Annotated in this window: 19 protein-coding genes; 13 read left to right on the top strand and 6 right to left on the bottom strand. The window is 47.4% G+C overall.

The features are described 5' to 3' along the window. The first annotated feature begins 62 nt into the window (after nt 1–62). Nucleotides 63–905, top strand: a complete 843-nt coding sequence (locus J0L70_RS06990) for an ADP-ribosylglycohydrolase family protein (protein WP_017289569.1) — start codon at nt 63–65, stop codon at nt 903–905. A 34-nt stretch (nt 906–939) separates the two neighbouring features. Here J0L70_RS06990 and J0L70_RS06985 read toward each other — a convergent pair whose 3' ends face one another. The 3 genes from J0L70_RS06985 to cruF form a co-directional block, all read right to left on the bottom strand. Continuing rightward, nucleotides 940–1,722 (bottom strand): ZIP family metal transporter, encoded by a 783-nt coding sequence (locus J0L70_RS06985; protein WP_268181639.1) that lies wholly within the window; start codon nt 1,720–1,722, stop codon nt 940–942. Beyond that, on the bottom strand, nt 1,712–2,950 hold the full coding sequence (gene cruG, locus J0L70_RS06980; protein ID WP_268181641.1) for a 2'-O-glycosyltransferase CruG: 1,239 nt from the start codon (nt 2,948–2,950) through the stop codon (nt 1,712–1,714). The genes J0L70_RS06985 and cruG overlap by 11 nt, the downstream gene beginning before the upstream one ends. A gap of 118 nt (nt 2,951–3,068) precedes the next feature. Beyond that, a complete protein-coding gene (gene cruF, locus J0L70_RS06975) occupies nt 3,069–3,992 on the bottom strand; it encodes a gamma-carotene 1'-hydroxylase CruF (protein ID WP_268181643.1) in 924 nt (307 codons plus the stop codon). A gap of 343 nt (nt 3,993–4,335) precedes the next feature. Between cruF and J0L70_RS06970 the strand changes: the two genes are divergently transcribed. Together J0L70_RS06970 and prfB are read left to right on the top strand one after the other, a co-directional pair. Next, nucleotides 4,336–4,827 (top strand): CGLD27 family protein, encoded by a 492-nt coding sequence (locus tag J0L70_RS06970; protein ID WP_287453758.1) that lies wholly within the window; start codon nt 4,336–4,338, stop codon nt 4,825–4,827. Nucleotides 4,828–4,897: 70 nt separating this feature from the next. Next, nucleotides 4,898–6,011 (top strand): peptide chain release factor 2 gene (gene prfB, locus J0L70_RS06965; protein ID WP_287453756.1). Its coding sequence is split into 2 segments (ribosomal slippage): nt 4,898–4,969 and nt 4,971–6,011, totalling 1,113 coding nucleotides; the frame shifts between segments, so codons are not numbered across the junction. Nucleotides 6,012–6,312: 301 nt separating this feature from the next. On the opposite strand, the gene ygfZ is transcribed toward prfB, so the two are convergent. Further along, nucleotides 6,313–7,224, bottom strand: coding sequence for a CAF17-like 4Fe-4S cluster assembly/insertion protein YgfZ (ygfZ, locus tag J0L70_RS06960; protein ID WP_287453755.1), 912 nt, complete (start codon nt 7,222–7,224; stop codon nt 6,313–6,315). Between the two features lie 154 nt (nt 7,225–7,378). Then, nucleotides 7,379–7,984, bottom strand: a complete 606-nt coding sequence (gene clpP / locus J0L70_RS06955) for an ATP-dependent Clp endopeptidase proteolytic subunit ClpP (RefSeq protein ID WP_190650579.1) — start codon at nt 7,982–7,984, stop codon at nt 7,379–7,381. 153 nt (nt 7,985–8,137) lie between these two features. On the opposite strand from clpP, the gene J0L70_RS06950 reads away from it, so the two are divergent. From J0L70_RS06950 to J0L70_RS06920, 8 genes are all read left to right on the top strand, one after another. Continuing rightward, nucleotides 8,138–8,902, top strand: a complete 765-nt coding sequence (locus J0L70_RS06950; protein ID WP_287453753.1) for a hypothetical protein — start codon at nt 8,138–8,140, stop codon at nt 8,900–8,902. A gap of 75 nt (nt 8,903–8,977) precedes the next feature. After that, entirely contained in the window at nt 8,978–11,041 is a 2,064-nt protein-coding gene (locus J0L70_RS06945) for a thioredoxin domain-containing protein (RefSeq protein WP_287453751.1), read from the top strand. A 335-nt stretch (nt 11,042–11,376) separates the two neighbouring features. Next, complete coding sequence (locus J0L70_RS06940) at nt 11,377–12,816, top strand: ATPase domain-containing protein (RefSeq protein WP_287453749.1); 1,440 nt, start codon at nt 11,377–11,379, stop codon at nt 12,814–12,816. 156 nt (nt 12,817–12,972) lie between these two features. After that, a complete protein-coding gene (locus tag J0L70_RS06935) occupies nt 12,973–13,908 on the top strand; it encodes an ATP-binding response regulator (RefSeq protein ID WP_287453747.1) in 936 nt (311 codons plus the stop codon). 128 nt (nt 13,909–14,036) lie between these two features. Continuing rightward, a complete protein-coding gene (locus J0L70_RS06930) occupies nt 14,037–14,870 on the top strand; it encodes a dienelactone hydrolase family protein (protein ID WP_287453746.1) in 834 nt (277 codons plus the stop codon). 293 nt (nt 14,871–15,163) lie between these two features. Beyond that, nucleotides 15,164–15,454 carry a poly(ethylene terephthalate) hydrolase family protein gene (locus J0L70_RS32125; RefSeq protein ID WP_502711023.1) on the top strand — a complete coding sequence of 97 codons (291 nt, stop codon included), beginning with the start codon at nt 15,164–15,166 and terminating at the stop codon, nt 15,452–15,454. Then, nucleotides 15,373–15,666: a hypothetical protein gene (locus J0L70_RS06925; protein WP_287453745.1), complete on the top strand. Its 294-nt coding sequence runs from the start codon at nt 15,373–15,375 to the stop codon at nt 15,664–15,666. Before J0L70_RS32125 ends, J0L70_RS06925 begins: the two co-directional genes overlap by 82 nt. A gap of 110 nt (nt 15,667–15,776) precedes the next feature. Continuing rightward, a complete protein-coding gene (locus J0L70_RS06920) occupies nt 15,777–16,127 on the top strand; it encodes an HNH endonuclease (RefSeq protein ID WP_268181656.1) in 351 nt (116 codons plus the stop codon). Here the strand turns inward: J0L70_RS06920 and J0L70_RS06915 are convergent. Continuing rightward, the gene (locus J0L70_RS06915) at nt 16,084–17,691 is read right to left on the bottom strand and encodes an NAD(P)/FAD-dependent oxidoreductase (RefSeq protein WP_287453744.1); all 1,608 of its coding nucleotides are present in this window, start codon (nt 17,689–17,691) and stop codon (nt 16,084–16,086) included. The genes J0L70_RS06920 and J0L70_RS06915 overlap by 44 nt on opposite strands. A gap of 333 nt (nt 17,692–18,024) precedes the next feature. On the opposite strand from J0L70_RS06915, the gene J0L70_RS06910 reads away from it, so the two are divergent. Then, a complete protein-coding gene (locus tag J0L70_RS06910) occupies nt 18,025–18,312 on the top strand; it encodes a Mo-dependent nitrogenase C-terminal domain-containing protein (RefSeq protein WP_017289553.1) in 288 nt (95 codons plus the stop codon). Between the two features lie 190 nt (nt 18,313–18,502). After that, nucleotides 18,503–19,015: a hypothetical protein gene (locus J0L70_RS06905; protein WP_287453741.1), complete on the top strand. Its 513-nt coding sequence runs from the start codon at nt 18,503–18,505 to the stop codon at nt 19,013–19,015. Nucleotides 19,016–19,467: the final 452 nt, after the last annotated feature.

Below are 19,467 nucleotides of genomic sequence, written 5' to 3'. Positions count from 1 at the left end.
TAAAAACGGTGAGAAATGAACCAAATCAGCGAGAATTCTACACTAGGTTTCGGAAAATAATCATGCAATCTGCACTTCTCTATCGATTTCAAGCAACAATGATGGGCGCGATTATGGGAGAGATGATCGGCATTCAGGCATCGGGTCGCCTGCCGTCGCGTCACTATTCTCTAGAAGATCTAATGGAGTTTTATGCAGAATCTTTGATTGATCCCAGTCGTATCGAGAATTCTAGCGATCCGATTTTCCGAGAACCCCTGACGAATGCGGAAGCAGCGATCGCGCTTCTCCCCGTATTTTTGTATTTCCATGATGACTTTACAAAACTGCGGCAGAATCTCCAAACTGTTCTGAAAGTTTGGCAAAATTTGCTGATCTCAGAGTTAGATCTCTTAGCGATCGGATACACGATCGCTCAAGCCTTGAAAGGCGATCTCAATCCGCGCCGTTTAGTTTCTCCCATGTTTGAAGCATTGCTAGCTCCACCCGAAGGAATTCCCAGACTTCAGCGATTGCAGCAAGTGGAAACGATGGTGCAACAGAAAGTGGGATTAGAAGATGCGGTGCAGTTAATTCTGACCTTGAGTGAAGCGACGACTGGAGATGCCGCGATCGCACTTGCACTCTATTGTTTTCTCAGCACGGCAGGAGATTTTAGATTATCGATTTTGCGGGCGGCTCAGACGCGATATCAGGTTCCTGGAGTCACTGCTTTAACAGGTGCGCTATCGGGAGCATTGAATAGCACGATCGGTCTGCCTGCAGATTGGCGAATGACCTTGAATCAAGAGGAGCATATTCGCCAAATTTGTACGCGATTGTTAGCAAGCTGGTCGGGGATGTATCACTTGAATGATGAGAATATGCGATCGCCCAGTGCTCAGAGTATTACGGCTCCACGTTAGTGGGGAAATGGGGAGTGGGGAGTGGGGTGAACAATTAACCCAATGCCACATCCAAAAACAACATCAACACAAATCCAATCATCACGCCCACCGTCGCCTGCTTCTCTGTTCCCAATCGATGTGACTCAGGGATAATTTCATCACTGATCACAAATAGCATCGCGCCCGCTGCAAATGCCATTCCCCAGGGCAAAACTATTGCAGCGATCGACACGACTGCTGCACCGATTACGCCACCGATTGGCTCTGCCAATCCCGTTAACAACGCTACTCCAAACACACTGCGGCGACGATATCCTTCTCCTAAAAGCGCGATCGCCACAACCAATCCTTCTGGAAAATTCTGCAATCCGATTCCCAAAGTCAGCGCAATTCCATTCGCAACATCGCCGCCGCCAAATCCGACGCCAACCGCCAATCCCTCTGGAAAGTTGTGCAGCGTAATGGCAATGATAAATAGCCAGACCTGCCGCAATCGATTCGCTTGGGCTGAACCTTCCGATCCTTTAATAAAATGCTCATGCGGAAAGTAGCGATTTGCGAACCAGAGAAACCCACCACCCAATAAGATTCCAGCAACGACGATCGCGGCTGCGCTCAAGTGATTTGCACCCAGTTTCTCAGCCGCTTCTATTCCCGGAATCACCAAGGAAAACGAAGTCGCGGCTAACATCACTCCCGCCCCAAACCCCAGAAGTGCACCTTGAGTTTGAGGCGTAATTTCTTTGATGAAAAAGATCGGCAATGCCCCTGCCCCAGTTGCGAGTCCCGCAACAAGACTGCCAGCCAAACCTAGGAGCGTTACATTATCCCCCATAGGTTCGACCTCGCCAGCTTTTTGGCTTGCGAGTAGACGAGAGGAAAATTCTAAACACAGCGGCTGGATCAGCGAACGGAGACAGCCAGAACAATCCTGCTCCTTTCGCTTGAGCGCGATCGTAAGATTGCAAGATCGCCGCATTCAATCCCAATCGCATCGCAATCAAGGCTCCATTCAATCCCAACGTGATCAAAGCAGGCAAGGTTGTATTTCCAGAAGCAACGATCGCAGCGGTTAAAATCAGCAATGGAATCGGCAATGCTTGGACTAATGTGAGAAATGCTAGATCCCCCCAGATTTGCGCCGAGGTTGAAGCATCCTTGAGATCGAGCGATCGACCCCATTCTTCCCACGTCTCTTTCATGCCCTCATACATGCGGACTTTCAAAACGTTGGCACCATCTAAGAAAGCGACCTTTGCGCCCGTTGCTGCAATATTTCGCACTAAGGTGACATCATCGCAGAAAGACCCTTTGGCGCTGGTATAGCCGCCGACTTTTTCTAACAGCGATCGCCGACAAAAGAAGCATTGCCCATTCGCCATAACTCGCTCCGGAGAACTTCCGACTTCTCCTGCTGCTCCAAATCGATACACCAAGGTCATCAATAAAGCAGGCTGTAACCAAAGCTCGCCGGGATACTTGAGAATGAACCGGGGCGAGAGGGTAATCAGGTCGAATCCTTCCCGATTCGCCATTTCGAGCAAGCTACAGACCAAACTCGGATGCGGAATCGTATCAGCATCAATCCCCAAAATCCATTCGCTATGAGAAGAACTTGCCAAGAATCCGTTGTGCAATGCCCAAGGACGACCCACCCAGTCTGAAGGCAGCGGAGGATCATTAATCAATCGAAATCGCGGATCAGTCGCTTGTGCGGCTCGGACTAAATCCGGAGTTTTGTCGGTCGATCGACTATCCACGATCGTAATTTCGCGCACCTCATACGTTTGGCGAGTCAACCCTTCTAGACAAGGCGCAATACGATCGGCTTCATTCAGCGTCGGCACAACGACACTCACCGCTCCGAAAAAGTTTGGATTCGGCAGTTGAGGTTGAAGCGGAGGACGACGCACAGCCCCTTTGAGCAATCGCGAGAGTAAAATTGCTGCCGCCGGAATTTGAATTGCTAACAGTACGAGGAAAAACACATCCTGAAATACAAAAGCCTGGGAATCAATTAATCCCAGGCAATAGATTCCGGTCTGTCCGATGAAGTTCGTCAACCTTCCAACCCCTTAAAAATCAAATGCTGTTCATTATTGCAGGAAAGGTCGAGAGAAGGAGAGAGGGAGTGACTTTACTTTTCCCCTATCTCCCCATCTCCCTATCTCCCCATCTCCGCTACTTCTGCCCGACACCCACCGAAACCGTCGGCACGTCGCGTGTCAAATTTCCAGACAACGCAGACTCAACCCCTTGAGCAGGCTTCGTCATCCACCAAAGCGCGATCGCTGGAACGACACCCAACACAATACTCATCGAAGTCGGAATTAAATAGCGCGAATCCAACTCAGTAACGGTGATGATTGCTCCGAAGGCAAAGTTAATCAAGTAGACAATCAGCGGCACAGACAACTGAGCGCGATTCAAATTCAACGGCTTTGCACCCCAAAACAGCGATGCCACAAACATAAAGATTGCACCCGTTCCCAACCAGCCTGTGACATTTCGGTAAGGCATCCCGAAGAATTCACCGACTTCACCAAATTCCCAGAAAGGATAAGGCGCTTGACTCATTGCCGGGTCGAGAACGAAATCCCAGGCAGTTAATAATACAGAACCGAGCGCGATCGAGCCGACCAATTTCGCCCAAAGCGGCAGTCCAATGCTTTCTAAGCCCGATCGTGCCAGCACATAGCAACACAATCCGACATAGAACCAAGACAAGGGAATAGTGAAGGGCACAAGACCTGCGATCTTATAGCCCAACCCATTCAAATAACCATACGCACCAAACGGGAATCCCGTACTGGTTCCCAGCAATTCACTACCCAAAGAAAGAATCACTGCAGGTAGCATAAATGTCAGCCAGTGCCGTATTCCGAGCGTCCGGTAAGCATAGATTGCTACCGTCACAGCCCCGAGTAGGATATACCCGACTCCGCCATTCGCCATGCTCCACCCAAACGCGGTTTGCCCAACCGTCGGAAGAGATGCAATAAATTCTGGATTGGGCAGCACCAGCAATAATCCCGCTAATCCAAAAGCCAGCGCCAACGAATGTCCTGCCAAACACAGGCGCTCAACTGTAACCAGATGCTTCATACCGTTTCCTCAGAAAATATGGCACTAACTTTGCCTGACTATTTAGTTTACAAATCTTCAGGTATTTTCAGTCGTTTCTTCCGATGCTTTTTTCTAGATTTCCGAAAAAGCATCTGATTTTGGGATGAAATTCTGGATTGAGGAGGCTTATCAAGGATGACCCACTGCGACCCATCGGAATCGTCTTTTTTCAATTGACCTCATAAATTCATGTGCTCTGAGATAGAAATGTCCTCACCGCCATATCGCAGCAGATTACGCCTAAATCCAAAATTGCTTCGTTCCCTTAGTTAGGATAAGTCTTTTATACTTACGAATATCCTTCTACTTTCTCCGTTTCGTCATGAATTCTGTCACTTGTCCAGTTCCCGACGAACAGCAACCGCTCAATGAATATCAAGAACTGAAGGAATCTTGGTTTTTCCGCTGGGCAACGCTCGATCGCATTTCCTATCTCAAGCCCGTTGTCATTCTCTGGGCACTGAGCTGGCTCGTCGCTGCGCCTGTCGCTGCGGTGAGTTTTCCGCCTGCAAAGCATTTACCCCAATTTCTCTTATTTGCATCGGCTGGAGCGTTTGTGATTCCGGGTTTGGCGCTGGTGCGGCTCTATCTGGGTTGGGCGTATGTGCAACGGCGGTTAAGTGATACGGCGATCTTTTACGAGGAATCGGGCTGGTATGACGGGCAGATGTGGGAAAAGCCACCGGAAATTCTCGCGCAAGATCGATTAGTAGTGAGCTATCAAGTTCAGCCGATTTTGCAGCGACTGAAAAAGACATTCATTACGATCGGTGTAAGTTTCGCGATCGGGATTCTACTCTGGATCATTCTCTAGAGTTTTGGACTTTGGCACTGAATGCGAAATCGGCGCTACAATCAGGAATGCTCTTTTATGCTTGTTTAGTATGGATACCGTTGAATTAAAGCGGAATGTCGAATTGCTCACTTCGCGCCTGGGAACTACCCAGGACTATCTTTGACGTTCCTGCTCTGACTGCAAAAATTCAAGATCTTGAGCAAATTGCGTCTCAACCGAATTTCTGGGACGACCAAACCCAGGCACAACGCATCCTTCAAGAATTAAACGACTACAAATCTCACCTCGAACAGTTCGATCGCTGGAAATCTGATCTCGCTGACGCTGAAGCGACTTTAGAATTGCTCGAACTCGAAATGGATCAGTCTCTACTCGAAGAAGCTGAAGCGAAAACACAGCAGCTTCAACGGGATCTCGACCAGTGGGAACTGCAACAAATGCTGTCTGGCACTTACGATGCCAAAGGCGCGATTCTGACCATTAATGCAGGTGCAGGTGGAACAGATGCCCAAGACTGGGCGGAGATGTTGTTACGCATGTATACCCGCTGGGGCGAAGCTCATGGGTATAAAGTTCATTTGATGGAAATTTCCGAAGGAGACGAAGCGGGGATTAAGTCTGCCACGCTTGAGATCGATGGGCGCTATGCCTATGGTTATCTCAAAGTCGAGAAAGGGACGCATCGCTTAGTTCGGATTTCGCCGTTTAATGCGAATGACAAGCGACAGACGAGCTTTGCTGGCGTGGAAGTGATGCCGATGATTGATTTATCGGTGCAGTTAGATATTCCTGAGAAGGATTTAGAAATCACGACTTCTCGCGCGGGCGGTAAAGGTGGGCAGAACGTTAACAAAGTTGAGACGGCTGTGCGAGTTGTCCATAAGCCAACAGGGATTGCAGTGCGCTGTACAGAGGAGCGATCGCAGCTTCAAAACAAAGAGAAAGCACTGGCATATCTAAAAGCCAAACTGCTGATCATCGCAGAAGAACAACGCGCCAAAGAGATCGCGGAGATTCGAGGCGATATGGTTGAGGCGGCTTGGGGAATGCAGATTCGCAACTATGTCTTCCATCCCTATCAGATGGTGAAAGATCTCAGAACGAATGTAGAGACAACTGCCGTTCAGGACGTAATGAATGGGGAACTTGATCCATTCATTGAGGCTTGTTTGAGACAAGAGAATCAACTGGTGGAAGCTTAGAAACCCTAAAAGGGTGTTTTAAAAGTATCAAATGTTTCCTCGCTGCGTTCTATCTCGCCCCGGAATGAATTCGGGGCTAACAGTGCGAAGTCCTTTGAAAAGGACTGAAGACCCCATTCTGATTGAATTTTAGTCCCTTCAGTGGACTTCGTTCAACTAGCCCCGACTTTCAGTCCGGGGGCGGGTGAATGTGTCTGAAAGATTACCTTTTAAACACTTTCTAAGAGTTTATCGTCCGGGTCTTGTGTCCGTAGCCAGTTGGGAAATCGGGAGAATCCAGGCTTAAATTTCTCCCTATCTCTCAATTCTGTTTTTCACGCGTCAAATACGGGAGTGCAACAATCTCACCGAGATCAGTCTGTAATCCTGCTCCACCTGCTTTGGTGCGAATATAGGCAAGTCCGATCGCATCGACAACGCTAGTAATTTTTCCAACTTTTTCATCCGCGATCGTCACAACTGTTCCAGGCTCAACCACTTGATTGAGCTTGATGCCCCAGAGGTTTTGCTTCACGCCGTTATAGGCATCTAAACGGGCAATGGTTTCTTGTCCGATATAGCACCCTTTATTCCATGAAATCGTGTGCCACAATCCGGCTTCTAAAGGATTGTAATCATCGGTCAATTCCTCTCCTGGCATCGGACGACCTTGTTCAACCCGCAACTGATTCCAAGTTTGATCATCGATTTCAGTTGCGCCCAATTCTTTGAGCTTTGCATTGAGATCAATTGAGCGATCGCTGATTAAGGTATATCCTTCCGTCGCAAGTCCACTGCCAACTGCAATCCGAACTCCATCGACAAGGCAGTGCGTTCCGTAAGGCTGAGCGATCAACTCGGCGGCACCCAGTTCTTTGACAATGTCATGGCTCTTTGAACCCAAGACTGAGACTGTTTGAGTCTCGGCAGTGATATCAGCAAGTTTCACTTTATCTGCGAAGAATATATAGCGATCGAGAAACTTCATCAGCTTTTCAGTCAAACCAGGCGAAACGAGCAGAATGACTGAATTTTCTAAAATATACGCCGTCGCGAGATCGATCGTTCTAGCCGTTGAAGTGACGAAGACAGTATCGCAACCTTCGCCGGGTTTTCTGAGATTAAATGTATTGGTGCTTTGATTGTGGAGAAAATTGAGGCGATCAGCATCTGAGACTTGGATGCGTCCCCAGGATGAGCGATCGTAAAAAACAGCACCTTCAACTTGAGTCATAGCAATTTCAAATAAGCGTGAATCAAATTACCTTCTCACTTTATTCTTCATCATTTCGGTCTTCTTGCTGGGATTCCATCCCACCCGTCAATGAAAATCCGGGGCGAGATGGAATCGCAGCGAGACAGAATCAAACCAGAGTGAAATTGACAAACTATTTCACAACTGCGGGACGAGTAGCAGAAGGCTTACGATCGATGACTTGATCCACCAATCCATAGTCCTTCGCTTCTGTGGCAGACATAAAGAAGTCGCGCTCTGTATCCTGTTCGATTCGCTCAAGCGGTTGACCTGTGTGATCCGCGAGAATCGTATTCAAGCGCTTCTTGAGATACAGAATTTCTTTCGCTTGAATTTCGATATCCGTCGCTTGTCCTTGAGCACCACCGAGCGGTTGGTGAATCATAATCCGCGAGTGAGGCAGGCTCATCCGTTTGCCTTTTGTGCCAGAACTTAGGAGAAATGCGCCCATCGAAGCCGCAAAACCGACACAAATCGTCGAGACATCAGGGCCGATCTGCTTAATCGTGTCATAAATACCCATCCCGGCTGACACCGAGCCACCCGGAGAATTGATGTAGAGATAGATATCTTTTTCGGGATCTTCGGCTTCGAGAAACAGCAGTTGAGCTACGACCAAATTGGCGACATCGGAATCGATCGCGCTACCGAGGAACACAATTCGCTCCCGTAAGAGTCGAGAGTAGATATCAAAGGCGCGTTCGCCGCGTCCGGAGGTTTCAATAACGGTAGGAATCATGAATCCAGTCCAGTGAATTTTCTACATTTTAGCGACCTAAGCGCGATCGTGTTGCATAGGTCGTATCAGTGCACTATCTGAACAAGTGATTGATTAACTCGAATTTACATAATAGATTGACTGAAGATCCTACAAGATTGACTTGAGGTAGCTGTGAAGAAATCTGGTGTTTTATTTCTATTGATCACGACGGGAATTGTGCTTGGAACTGCGTCAGGAATTTATTATTTCTGGAGACAGTTGACACAATTACCCGAATGGTATGCGCAGGGAGAAAAGAATCCCAAAACTTATGCCCAAATTCAAAAGTCTGGGGCAGCTGTTGAAAAAAAGATTGAGGAGAAAGCTCAATCAATTCCACAACCCAATCGGGTTTCTCCTGATACAAAGATTGTTGCTAATGCTTTGCCTGACAAGCCTTCCAGCCCAAATCCAAATGTACAAGTTGCCCTAAATTCTCAGGAATTGAATGATCTTTTGGTAACAAAGATCACTGAAAAAAGTGGCGGTCAACCCTTACCAAACTCTGTGAAAGGATTTCATACTTCGCTGAAAGATGACAAGCTAAAAACAGGAGCGGTTGTAGATGTTCAGGAGTTAAAAAATAGCGGACTGGGATCAAAACAGCAAAACTTGTTATCTGAAATTACGCAAAAAATTCCGATGAGCGATCGCAAAGTTTACATCGGCGTTGAAGGCAAACCAGAAATGCAAAATGGCAAGTTACGGTTTGATCAAAATGCAAAAATCCAGATTGGGAATATGAGTTTTACGATCGCAGAAGTTGCCAATCGCTTGGGCATCCCTGCTGCCAAAGTGCAGGAACAACTCAATATCGAGATGAAGCTGCGCGGTCTGGATATCAAGGATATTGACTTCAAAGACGGCAATGCGATTTTGCGGGGAGAAGCAAAATAAGCTCAAATTAGCTCAGAGGGGTGAAGAATTTGCGGATTTCAAGCACAATTTTGAAATCGTGTTCTTCACCCCTCTATGCCGAATCGCTTACTCCATGCCCAAAGCCTTTATCTACGCAAACATGCTCACAATCCGATCAACTGGTGGGCTTGGAGCGAAGATGCGATCGAGACGGCGCGCCGAGAAAACAAAATCATCTTTCTCTCGATCGGGTACTCTTCTTGTCACTGGTGTACGGTGATGGAGGGTGAAGCGTTTTCAGATGAGACGATCGCTGACTATCTCAATGAGAATTTCTTACCGATCAAGGTCGATCGCGAGGAACGCCCAGATCTCGACAGCATTTATATGCAAGCGCTGCAAATGCTTACGGGACAAGGAGGATGGCCCTTAAATATTTTTCTAACTCCAGACGATTTAGTCCCGTTCTATGGCGGAACGTATTTCCCAATCGATCCCAAATATGGTCGTCCTGGTTTTTTGCAAATCTTGCAGACGTTGCGGCGCTTGTATGACAGCGATCGTGCCAAGATCGATGGAGTCAAATCAGAAATTCTCACAAATCTCCAAAACTCAGTTCTGCTTCCCACTCAGACTTTAAGCGACGAACTCTTAAAACTGGGGTTGGAATATAGTACCGGGATTCTATCGGCACAAATGCCTGGTACAAGATTTCCGATGATTCCCTATGCGGATGCAGTCCTGCACGCAGTTCGGTTCGACTTCGATCGGTATGACGCGCGCGAAGCAGTGACTCAACGCGGCTTAGATTTAGCTTTAGGTGGCATCTTTGACCATGTCGCAGGCGGATTTCATCGCTATACCGTGGACGCGACTTGGACAGTTCCGCACTTTGAGAAAATGCTGTACGACAATGGGCAGATTGTCGAATATTTAGCAAATCTCTGGGCATTGGGCGTGCAAGAACCTGCGTTTGAAAGAGCGATCGCGAAAACCGCTCAATGGCTCAAACGCGAAATGACTGCACCCGAAGGCTACTTTTATGCCGCACAAGATGCCGATAGTTTTGTTACTCCAGAAGATGCAGAACCCGAAGAAGGAGCTTTCTATGTATGGAGCTATTCAGAACTGCAAGCGTTACTAACTTCGGAAGAATTCACAGAGCTATCGGAACAGTTCTCAATTGTTCCTGCTGGAAATTTTGAAGGCAAAATCGTACTACAACGCCAGAACTCTAACCAACTTTCACAGACTGCTGAAACTGCCCTCAGCAAGTTGTTTGAAGTTCGATATGGAGCTTGTGTGAGTGATCCGTTTCCGCCTGCTCGGAATGCAGAAGAAGCAAAATCTATTGCTTGGTCAGGACGAATTCCAGCCGTTACCGACACAAAAATGATTGTTGCTTGGAATAGTTTAATGATTTCGGGACTCGCTCGATCGTATGCGGTGTTTCGAGAGTTAGAATACTTAGAACTTGCCAGCCAAGCCGCAGATTTCATTCTGCAAAATCAATGGATCAATCAGCGCTTCCATCGCCTAAATTATGGCGGCAAAGTTGAGCTACTTGCTCAAGCTGAAGACTTTGCTCTCTTCATTAAAGCTCTACTCGATTTACATCAAGCCACACGGAGCATTCGATCCGATGCGCCAGAGAACCAGACAGATTGGCTAGCAGCAGCCATTCGGATTCAAGATGAATTTGACGAGTATCTTTGGAGCATCGAACAAGGTGGATATTACAACACAGCGAAAGATGCGAGTCGAGATTTACTGATTCGGGAGCGGAGCTATGCCGATAATGCGACACCTGCGGCAAATGGCATTGCGATCGCGAATTTAGTTCGTTTGTCATTACTAACTGAGAACTTAGATTACTTCGATCGAGCAGAGCAAGCCTTACAAGCGTTTGCAAGCGTGATGGAACAATCACCTTCTGCTTGTCCGAGTTTGTTTGGTGCACTCGATTGGTTTCGCAATCAAACACTGGTTCGGAGTTCGATCGAGCAAATTACTGCGCTCGAAACCCAATACTTGCCCACAACTGCGCTAATTGTCATTGATGCTTTACCAGAAAACGCTGTGGCGCTAGTGTGCCAGGGGTTAAGTTGCAAAGAGCCAGCATTGACGCAAGAACAAATGATGCAGCAACTCCAACAGAGCCAGATTAGAAGCCGATAAATTTTGAAAAATGGCTTTTCACATTCTGAGTATCTTGTCTCAGAATGTGACAATTTCCGTTTTTTGCTAATAAATATTGCAGGTGTTCAATTGCTTCGTGAGGGTATGGTTGCCGAATTTTCCTTTTGTTTTTCGCAACATTTAAGTCCTTACTGGTATTCTCGTTTCTAATTCAGTTTGTACTTGCTAGGCAGCGTAGCCAAAAGAGACAGGTAACTCACCCCATGAAGCCTGAACTTTCTGACCCTCAACGGACAGTCAACTCCCGCACAGCAAAAAAAGCACATTACATCACGTTTTATCAGGATTAGGCAATGAGGGGAGATGGCTTACAGATGACTCACGATCGACTACTGACGGGAATTTCAGGACTCAACGAAGTGCTTCATGGTGGATATGTACCCGGTCGTGCTTATCTGGTTCGAGGCGGACCGGGTACAGGTAAAACAACGTTAGGAATGCACTTTTTAGCGTCGGGAACCGCAAACGGCGAAACCGTTCTCTTCATTACATTGGCAGAAACAGTTGCCCAACTGCAAAAAACAGCTGAAGGATTGAACTTCAACACTCAGGGCATCGCGTTTCTTGACCTTAGCCCCACCTCCGACTTTTTTGCTCAAGTACAAACCTACGATATTTTCTCAGCCGCTGAAGTCGAGCGCGAGCCAACAACCCAACGCATTGTAGAACAAGTTGAAAGCCTAAAGCCGCAGCGAATTTTCATCGACTCAATGACCCAATTTCGCTACCTGGCAACCAATACCTTTCAGTTCCGTAAGCAGGTATTGTCGTTTCTGCGATTTCTGACAGAGAAAGATATTACGGTGCTGTTTACCTCAGAACACAGCGTCGAAGCCCCCGACGATGATTTACAGTTCATGAGCGACGGGGTGCTTGACTTGAACTTTAATGAGGACAATCGCACCCTGTCGGTTTCCAAGTTTCGAGGAAGCGATTTTCGCAGCGGCAATCATAGCTTTCGCCTCACGAGTGAAGGAATGCAGCTTTTTCCGAAACTATTACCCAGAGTATCGGAAAAAGCGCTGACCGTAGAAACGATTTCCTCGGGAATTCCAGAAATTGATGCACTGTTGCATGGCGGTCTTGAACGCAGCACGATTACCATCATCAGTGGCCCGAGTGGGGTAGGCAAGAGTACGTTAGGGCTTCAGTTTATGAAAGAGGCAGCCGGACGGGGAGAGCGATCCGTGATTTACACCTTTGAGGAAAACAAGGAAACGCTGTTGCATCGGGCTGAAGGAGTCAATATTCCGGTTCACGCCATGCAGGAGCGCGGCACTTTATCGATCGTGCAAATCGAACCGCTCCACTATACCCCTGATGAATTTGCCAACCTCGTGCGACAGGAAGTCGAAGAACATCAGGCACGGATTGTCATGATCGATAGTGTATCGGGGTATCGGCTCTCAGTTCGAGGCGAAGACTTAACCCCTCACATTCATTCCCTCTGTAAGTATTTGCAAAACCTGGGGGTTGCTGTTCTGCTAGTGAATGAAGTTGAATCGATTACCGGAGAATTTCAGGCAACCGAAATTGGGATTAGCTATTTAGCAGACAATATTATCTTTCTGCGCTATCTGGAAATACACGGTGAATTGAGACGTGTGATCGGCGTACTGAAGAAGCGGATCAGCGATTTTGAGAAAACCCTGCGTGAATTTCAAATTAGTCGGGATGGGATTAAAGTTGGCAATCCGCTCAATCGACTTCGAGGTATCCTCACAGGTATCCCCGAATTGCTAGAGGGTGAGTAAGCGATGAACCGAATTGTGATCTTTGTTGAGCAAACGGAGAATCGCCGCCTCCTGACAGAGTGGCTAGGACGATATTACGATGTCACCGTCGGAGAGTCTGTGGTATAGGCAAAGCATGCTGTCCCACTGCTCAACGAACCGTTTGACCTGTGCATTTTGGATGGACCAGCCTTACACCATTTGTGGGAATGGGTACAGGCGAGGAAAAACGCAGAGCAACCTGTATTTTTGCCTGTTTTGCTGATTACGCTCCAACCGGATATCAGACTGGTGACGCGACATCTCTGGCAAACTGTTGATGAACTGATTAGCAAACCAATCGAAAAGTTAGAGTTACAGGCACGAGTGGAAATCTTACTGCGATCGCGACGACTTTCCCTTCAACTTCAAGCTGCCCTAGAACAAGAACGCGAACTCAAACAGATCAAAACGCGCTTTGTCTCAATGGTGTCCCATGAATTTCGCAATCCTCTCAATATCATTTTTGGGTTCTCTCGACTGCTAGAGAAAAGCGACTTATCACCAGAACGGCGAGCCGACTTTGCTCAACGCATCCATATCGCCGTCAGAACAATGACTGCTCTACTCGATGATGTCTTGGCATTGGGCAAAGCAGAAGCGATCGGGGCGACGGCAAATATGACATTGATTGTTATTGAGCCGTTCTGCCGCAAATTAGTGGAAGAGATCAAGTTTGGTATGGGAGCTAACCATACAATTCAGTTTGACTGTGCAGCAGAATGCCTGAGCGTTCATGTGAATGAGGTATTGCTGCGCCAAGTTCTCACCAATCTGCTCTCCAATGCCATCAAATATTCTCCCCCTCAAAGCACTGTTCGGCTTCGATTGCAGTGTGAATCAGCAGCAGTGATCATCCAGGTACAGGATGAAGGGATTGGTATTTCTCCCACTGATCAAGCACACCTGTTTGAATCCTTTTTTCGTGCAAGCAATGTCGGCAATATTTCAGGAACAGGGTTAGGGCTAGCCATTGTGAAACAGGTCATTGAGCAATCGGGTGGAACAATTTCCGTCGCAAGTGAGGTGAATGTTGGCACGACATTTACAGTAACTTTGCCGATCAATCAATAACTAATCCAGGAACATCACTCCTCTCTTACTGACAAAACCCCGTTCGATTTTCTGAATATCTCTCGTAGGCTAGAATCGCTAACTTCGTCAAGCCAGTAAAATCGGAGCGAAATTGCTCAGCTATAAAAATGACGAAAGAGTTTACGCGCCGGAAATTCATTGCTACTGCTACTCTCGCAACAGGGTTTGCCCTAGCGGTACAACCTATTTCAGCCAAAACAATCACGACTGACGCGAAGGGATTGATTGTAGGTGCCGTCAAAATTCCCGTTGCAGATGGCGAGCTTCCTGCTTACAGAGCGCAGCCAGCGACAGGTTCTAATTTTCCAATTGTTTTGGTGATTCAAGAAATCTTTGGGGTGCATGAGCATATCCAAGATGTTTGCCGCCGATTTGCCAAGTTAGGTTATGTCGCGATCGCACCTGAATTATTTATCCGGCAAGGCGATGTCTCAAAGTTAAGCAGCATTGATCAAATTCGTCCGATTGTTGCCAAGGTTCCAGATGCCCAAGTCATGTCTGATCTAGATGCAACCGTGAATTGGGCGGTGCGCTCAGCCAAGGGAAATGCTGAACGGTTAGGAATCACAGGCTTTTGTTGGGGAGGACGAATGACCTGGCTCTATGCAGCACATCGTCCCCAAGTCAAAGCAGGAGTGGCATGGTACGGGCGCCTCATCGGTGATGCAACACCAGTCACCCCTAAGCATCCAATCGATATTGCAGCATCGCTCAAGGTTCCAGTTCTAGGACTGTACGGCGGCAAAGATACAGGCATTCCGCTTGAAACAGTACAACAGATGCAAGCTCGACTCAAAACCGGGCAGAGCCAGTCTGAAATCATTGTTTATCCAGATGCACCTCATGCTTTCTTTGCGGATTATCGTCCCTCTTATCGGGAGAGAGAAGCGATCGAAGGATGGCAACGGCTTCAAGCATGGTTTAAGCGGCAGGGAGTTTAGTCCGCGATCGCAACAGTGCTGCTCACAATTTCACTGCCTCCAAATACTTCCTCGCTGAGCAAATCGCTCTCCATGCTTCCTCACCATTGGACACGCCAAGCACTGAATCGGAATCCCTATCCGCTTAGCTCATCCCTCATGTTTGACGAACTCCCTCAGCCTGATAAACCCAGTAGAATTCACTGAGCAATTTCATCAAACTAGAAGAACTGATTGCTCGTATTCAGGAGCAAAATTATGAGAAAGCCTATTTATGCTGCTTTGACTTATGCCTGTATCATCATCAATACATCTTGCAATACCAAGCACGCATTTGCTTCACCGGGTTCGCAGCAGAACAACAGCAAGTTAACGATGTGCTCAAACAGATGATTGCCGAAAATGCAAATTCTAAATCCCGTCTCGCGAACCGAGTTGACACAACCAAACTAGGACTATTAGGGCACTCGCTCGGTGGTTATGTCGGATTAGGCGCGATTCAGAATCAGTGCTTTCCGGGGATATGCACAGGCAATTTTACAAGCACATTCAAACGCCGCCAAAGGCACTCATTATCATCAAGGGGGCAAATCACTACAGCATGACCAATCAAGATAATCCCCGTGATCCAAGCCGACCCACTCTAAAGCAACCTCAAGCAATTGCAACGATCGCCCGATGGAGCGCATTGCTTTTACGAGCGCACCTACTGAATGATTCAGTCGCTTTTAATCGTGTATACAAGAGGGGAACCGCCCACGATCGTGCTACTACTGTGACCAGTGAGCCTCCTCAATCCATTCGCTCTCAACCATAGATGAATCTACTTCACCTTTCACACTCACTGAGTTACTCTTAAACTCTACTTCTGCAAGTCGCATCTGCACAAAACCAAGATAAAAACAAAACAGGGATGAAATTAAGCGCATGAATTCAAAGCCCCCCTTTCGAGAACTCGGGCGGAAATCCCAAAAGCACAAGCTCAAATCTGGAATCAAACAACGATTCAATGGAGCCTGTGCCTACTGTGGACGTACTCCCCAAGTTCTCACCTTGGATCACATCGTGGCTGAATCCAAAGGGGGCAGGAATGTCATGTCAAATTTAGTCGCAGTCTGTAACCGCTGCAATCTCAGTAAAGGCAGTCTTCCCCTCTGGCAATGGTGGCAAGCCTCTCCCTGGTGGAATGAAGAAAGAGCGATCGCGGTTGCTGCAACGGTATTGATCTGTGCGCTTAAGTCGCCAGCATCCGCAACGCTACCGCTTCCGCCGTCTTAATGCCGTCAATTCCTGCTGAAAGAATTCCGCCTGCATAGCCTGCGCCTTCTCCCGCTGGAAACAAACCCTGAGTATTCACACTCTGCCCATCTTCCCCACGCTTGATCCGAATCGGGGAAGAGGTTCGAGTTTCTACACCCGTCAGAACCGCATCGGGCATCGCAAACCCTGCAATTTGTTTTTCAAAGGCGGGGAGAGCTTCGCGGATTGCCGCGATCGCGTACTCTGGTAAGCTCGATCCCAAATCTCCTAACCGCACACCCGGCGCATAGGACGGCAACACACTGCCAAATTCGCGCGACGGACGATCGGCAATAAAGTCTCCGACTAACTGCCCTGGAGCCTCATAGGTTCTGCCCCCTAACTCAAACGCCCGCTTTTCTAACTGTCGCTGCAAGGCAATCCCTCCTAAAGGCCCCTCTGGATAATCTTCGGGCGAAATGCCAACGACAATCCCACTATTAGCATTACGTTCATTGCGAGAATACTGGCTCATACCATTTGTGACAACATGCCCTGGCTCTGAAGTCGCAGCAACGACTAATCCACCGGGACACATACAGAAGCTATACACCGATCGCCCATTTTTGGCATGATGCACTAACTTATAATCTGCTGCCCCCAATCGTCGATCGCCTGCATATTGTCCATATCGGGCGCGATCAATCACGGGCTGCGGATGCTCAACCCGGAAGCCGATCGAGAACGGTTTCGGCTCAATATAAACACCTTGATCGAACAACATTTGGAACGTATCGCGAGCGCTGTGTCCAATCGCGAGCACCACATACCGACTTTCGAGGATTTCTCCACTCTCTAAGCGAACGCCCTGCACTTGCCGATTTTCAATCAAGACCTCTTCGACTCGGCTTTGGAAGCGAATCTCACCGCCCAAGGATTCGATCGTTGCTCTCATCTTCTCAACGATTCCCACCAGCTTAAATGTCCCAATGTGCGGACGATTTACATACAGGATCTCCGGTGAAGCGCCCGCATTGACTAATTCTGTCAACACTTTCCGCCCATAGTGTTGCGGATCGCGAACTTGGCTGTAGAGTTTGCCATCGGAGAAAGTTCCTGCTCCGCCTTCGCCAAACTGGGCATTCGATTCTGGATTAAAGTCAGCTCTCTTTTTCCAAAAGCCAAACGTATCGGCCGTGCGATCGCGGACTTGTTTTCCCCGCTCCAGCAGAATCGGGCGAAATCCCATCCGCGCCAGCATCAGTCCCGTAAACATCCCACAAGGCCCTGTGCCAATGACGATCGGTCGCTCTGTAAATCCTTGCGGCGCGTGAGCCACGGAACGATAGCTCATATCCGGTGTCTCTTTCACCCGCGGATCTTTCTTAAACCGTTGCAGTACTCGTTTTTCTTGCTTGATTTCTACGTCCAGAATATAGACCGCAGTAATCTTCTCCCCTCGATTGCGGGCATCATAGCTGCGCTTAAAAATGGAATACCCAACCAATTCTTCTGCCCTAAGGTGCAGCATGTCGAGAATGGCGCTTTCAATTTCCGCTTCGGTATGATCTAACGGGAGCTTTATTTCACTGAGCCGCAACATAATCTAGAGTCCAACCTACAAGGTTCAGGATAACGTCTCCGCGATACCAACTCACTCCATTTTGAGAACATTGCCTTTGGCACAGCAAAGCTGTTCGCGCACTGCTTAGAAAAAGGTAGAACACTCTGCTCCCTCCATCAACATCTGCAGCTGTCGATCGACAATGTTCAATTTGATATCCGTCCAGTGCCAAAATTTTCAAGTAGCGCTCTCTGTTGTACCATCTCTGAAGCTCAAAGTCTTCCAAGTCACCTTGCATAAACCATCCAGTTCAACCGTATAAGTCAGTAGCAGAGACAAATCCCCAACACCTCACAGCTCAGGAGATCAGTCATGTTGTACCCTACACTTCACAAACTTGCAGCTTCCCTTCTCCGTCCGATCGCTGAAAAACTCGACAATCTTGAAATTCACACCGCTGAAACTGCTCACTTCTTCTGTCGCCTCATTCCTGCCCAATGCCCGTTTGAACGTGATGTCCGCTTCTTCGGTCGCGTTTTGTTTCACATTCCGCCGATGTGCAAACTGAACCCGTTCTACGAACAACTCGTAGGATTACGATTCAAAGCACTGTGTTACTTAGCAGATGTCTGTGGTGAAGATATTGCAGCTTACTGCTAGGGTTCTTGCCATCCGTTCAATGAACCGAACTGTTCACTGTACTTTCATCGACTGTACTCTCAGTTTGTGAAAGTTTCTGGATGGTAGCTAGACTTGGGTATATCTGCGCTACAATGTCCGCTAGTATTGGGTTTGGCCAATCTACCCAGAAAGTCTAAGCCATTACTAAAGTGTTTTCAGTAGTCTCATAATGAGCATTCTCAAATTCATCACGCTTTCGAGCATTTTGACTGTCTCTCTTCCCGCGATCGCACAACCTAAACAAGTTCTTGATTCGGGATGTCGCCAAGGTACTTGCTGGGAATCATCTTTACTGAGCAGAACATTAGTCCATCAAAATCAGCTGGGTGGAGCAGCAAATCAGCTCTACACAATTGAAGTTGAAACTCAATTTACAGGTAACGACTCTAAGACTGAACAAACCTCACGATGGGTTTATTGCTCAACCAGCCAACCTTTTGTAGCATTCACCTCTTCACCGAATGACGAGCTCATTTACCTTCACTACCTGAATCCTGGTGGCGATGTATTCGGCTATAACTCTGGATCTAACAGAATATATTGGGCAGTCTGTCATGATATCTGGAATGCTAAAGTTTTTAGCCCACAAGAAGGGCTTGCACGAAAAGCTCAGCAACTAGGATATTCACGTTCATTGCAAAGTGATCAAAGAGAAATTCCTAAACAGCTATTCCAGCCCTAACCCTGCACAACGATCTGCTTAACTTCTCCATTACGAAACACAATTTCCTTATACCGCAGTCCCAAATTAATCGTGAAATGCACGATCTGTTGTGTTTCCTAAATCCCCCAAATTTTGGAGACTTTGAAACTGGGAATTTTGAGACTTCTCAGTCCCTCAGCATAGAGAATTTAGGAGCGTTCCCGGATTTCACAACTCAAATCGGATTGCTCTATGTGTAGATTGAAAGAACAGCAAATTGCTAGCAGAATAAAGTGTTATTCGACAAATTTTGTCCATTAAATCGTTTTTTTCCAATCCTTAAAGCGATTTTTTCCAATTCTTAAATTGCGACTTAGAGCCTGAAGTGCTTTTTCAGATAGCATTTCAGGCTTTTTTGTGTCTTTTTATCTTCTTAAGATTGTTAAATTGAATTCTTTCCTTTTTCTGAAAATTCGTTAAATTGAATTCTT

Source organism: Leptolyngbya sp. UWPOB_LEPTO1 (genome assembly GCF_017302695.1).
GTDB lineage: Bacteria > Cyanobacteriota > Cyanobacteriia > Leptolyngbyales > Leptolyngbyaceae > Leptolyngbya > Leptolyngbya boryana.
This window is presented reverse-complemented; position numbering and strand designations above follow the sequence as displayed.

What these genes read in the sequence shown, in the direction of transcription:
- J0L70_RS06945 (WP_287453751.1), top strand. Translation starts at nt 8,978, where the DNA reads ATGCCGAATCGCTTACTCCATGCCCAAAGCCTTTATCTACGCAAACAT.
- cruF (WP_268181643.1), bottom strand. Translation starts at nt 3,992, where the DNA reads ATGAAGCATCTGGTTACAGTTGAGCGCCTGTGTTTGGCAGGACATTCG.
- J0L70_RS06940 (WP_287453749.1), top strand. Translation starts at nt 11,377, where the DNA reads ATGACTCACGATCGACTACTGACGGGAATTTCAGGACTCAACGAAGTG.
- J0L70_RS06905 (WP_287453741.1), top strand. Translation starts at nt 18,503, where the DNA reads ATGAGCATTCTCAAATTCATCACGCTTTCGAGCATTTTGACTGTCTCT.
- clpP (WP_190650579.1), bottom strand. Translation starts at nt 7,984, where the DNA reads ATGATTCCTACCGTTATTGAAACCTCCGGACGCGGCGAACGCGCCTTT.
- J0L70_RS06990 (WP_017289569.1), top strand. Translation starts at nt 63, where the DNA reads ATGCAATCTGCACTTCTCTATCGATTTCAAGCAACAATGATGGGCGCG.
- J0L70_RS06970 (WP_287453758.1), top strand. Translation starts at nt 4,336, where the DNA reads ATGAATTCTGTCACTTGTCCAGTTCCCGACGAACAGCAACCGCTCAAT.
- J0L70_RS06925 (WP_287453745.1), top strand. Translation starts at nt 15,373, where the DNA reads ATGCACAGGCAATTTTACAAGCACATTCAAACGCCGCCAAAGGCACTC.
- J0L70_RS06920 (WP_268181656.1), top strand. Translation starts at nt 15,777, where the DNA reads ATGAATTCAAAGCCCCCCTTTCGAGAACTCGGGCGGAAATCCCAAAAG.
- J0L70_RS06930 (WP_287453746.1), top strand. Translation starts at nt 14,037, where the DNA reads ATGACGAAAGAGTTTACGCGCCGGAAATTCATTGCTACTGCTACTCTC.
- J0L70_RS06915 (WP_287453744.1), bottom strand. Translation starts at nt 17,691, where the DNA reads ATGTTGCGGCTCAGTGAAATAAAGCTCCCGTTAGATCATACCGAAGCG.
- J0L70_RS06910 (WP_017289553.1), top strand. Translation starts at nt 18,025, where the DNA reads ATGTTGTACCCTACACTTCACAAACTTGCAGCTTCCCTTCTCCGTCCG.
- J0L70_RS06985 (WP_268181639.1), bottom strand. Translation starts at nt 1,722, where the DNA reads ATGGGGGATAATGTAACGCTCCTAGGTTTGGCTGGCAGTCTTGTTGCG.
- ygfZ (WP_287453755.1), bottom strand. Translation starts at nt 7,224, where the DNA reads ATGACTCAAGTTGAAGGTGCTGTTTTTTACGATCGCTCATCCTGGGGA.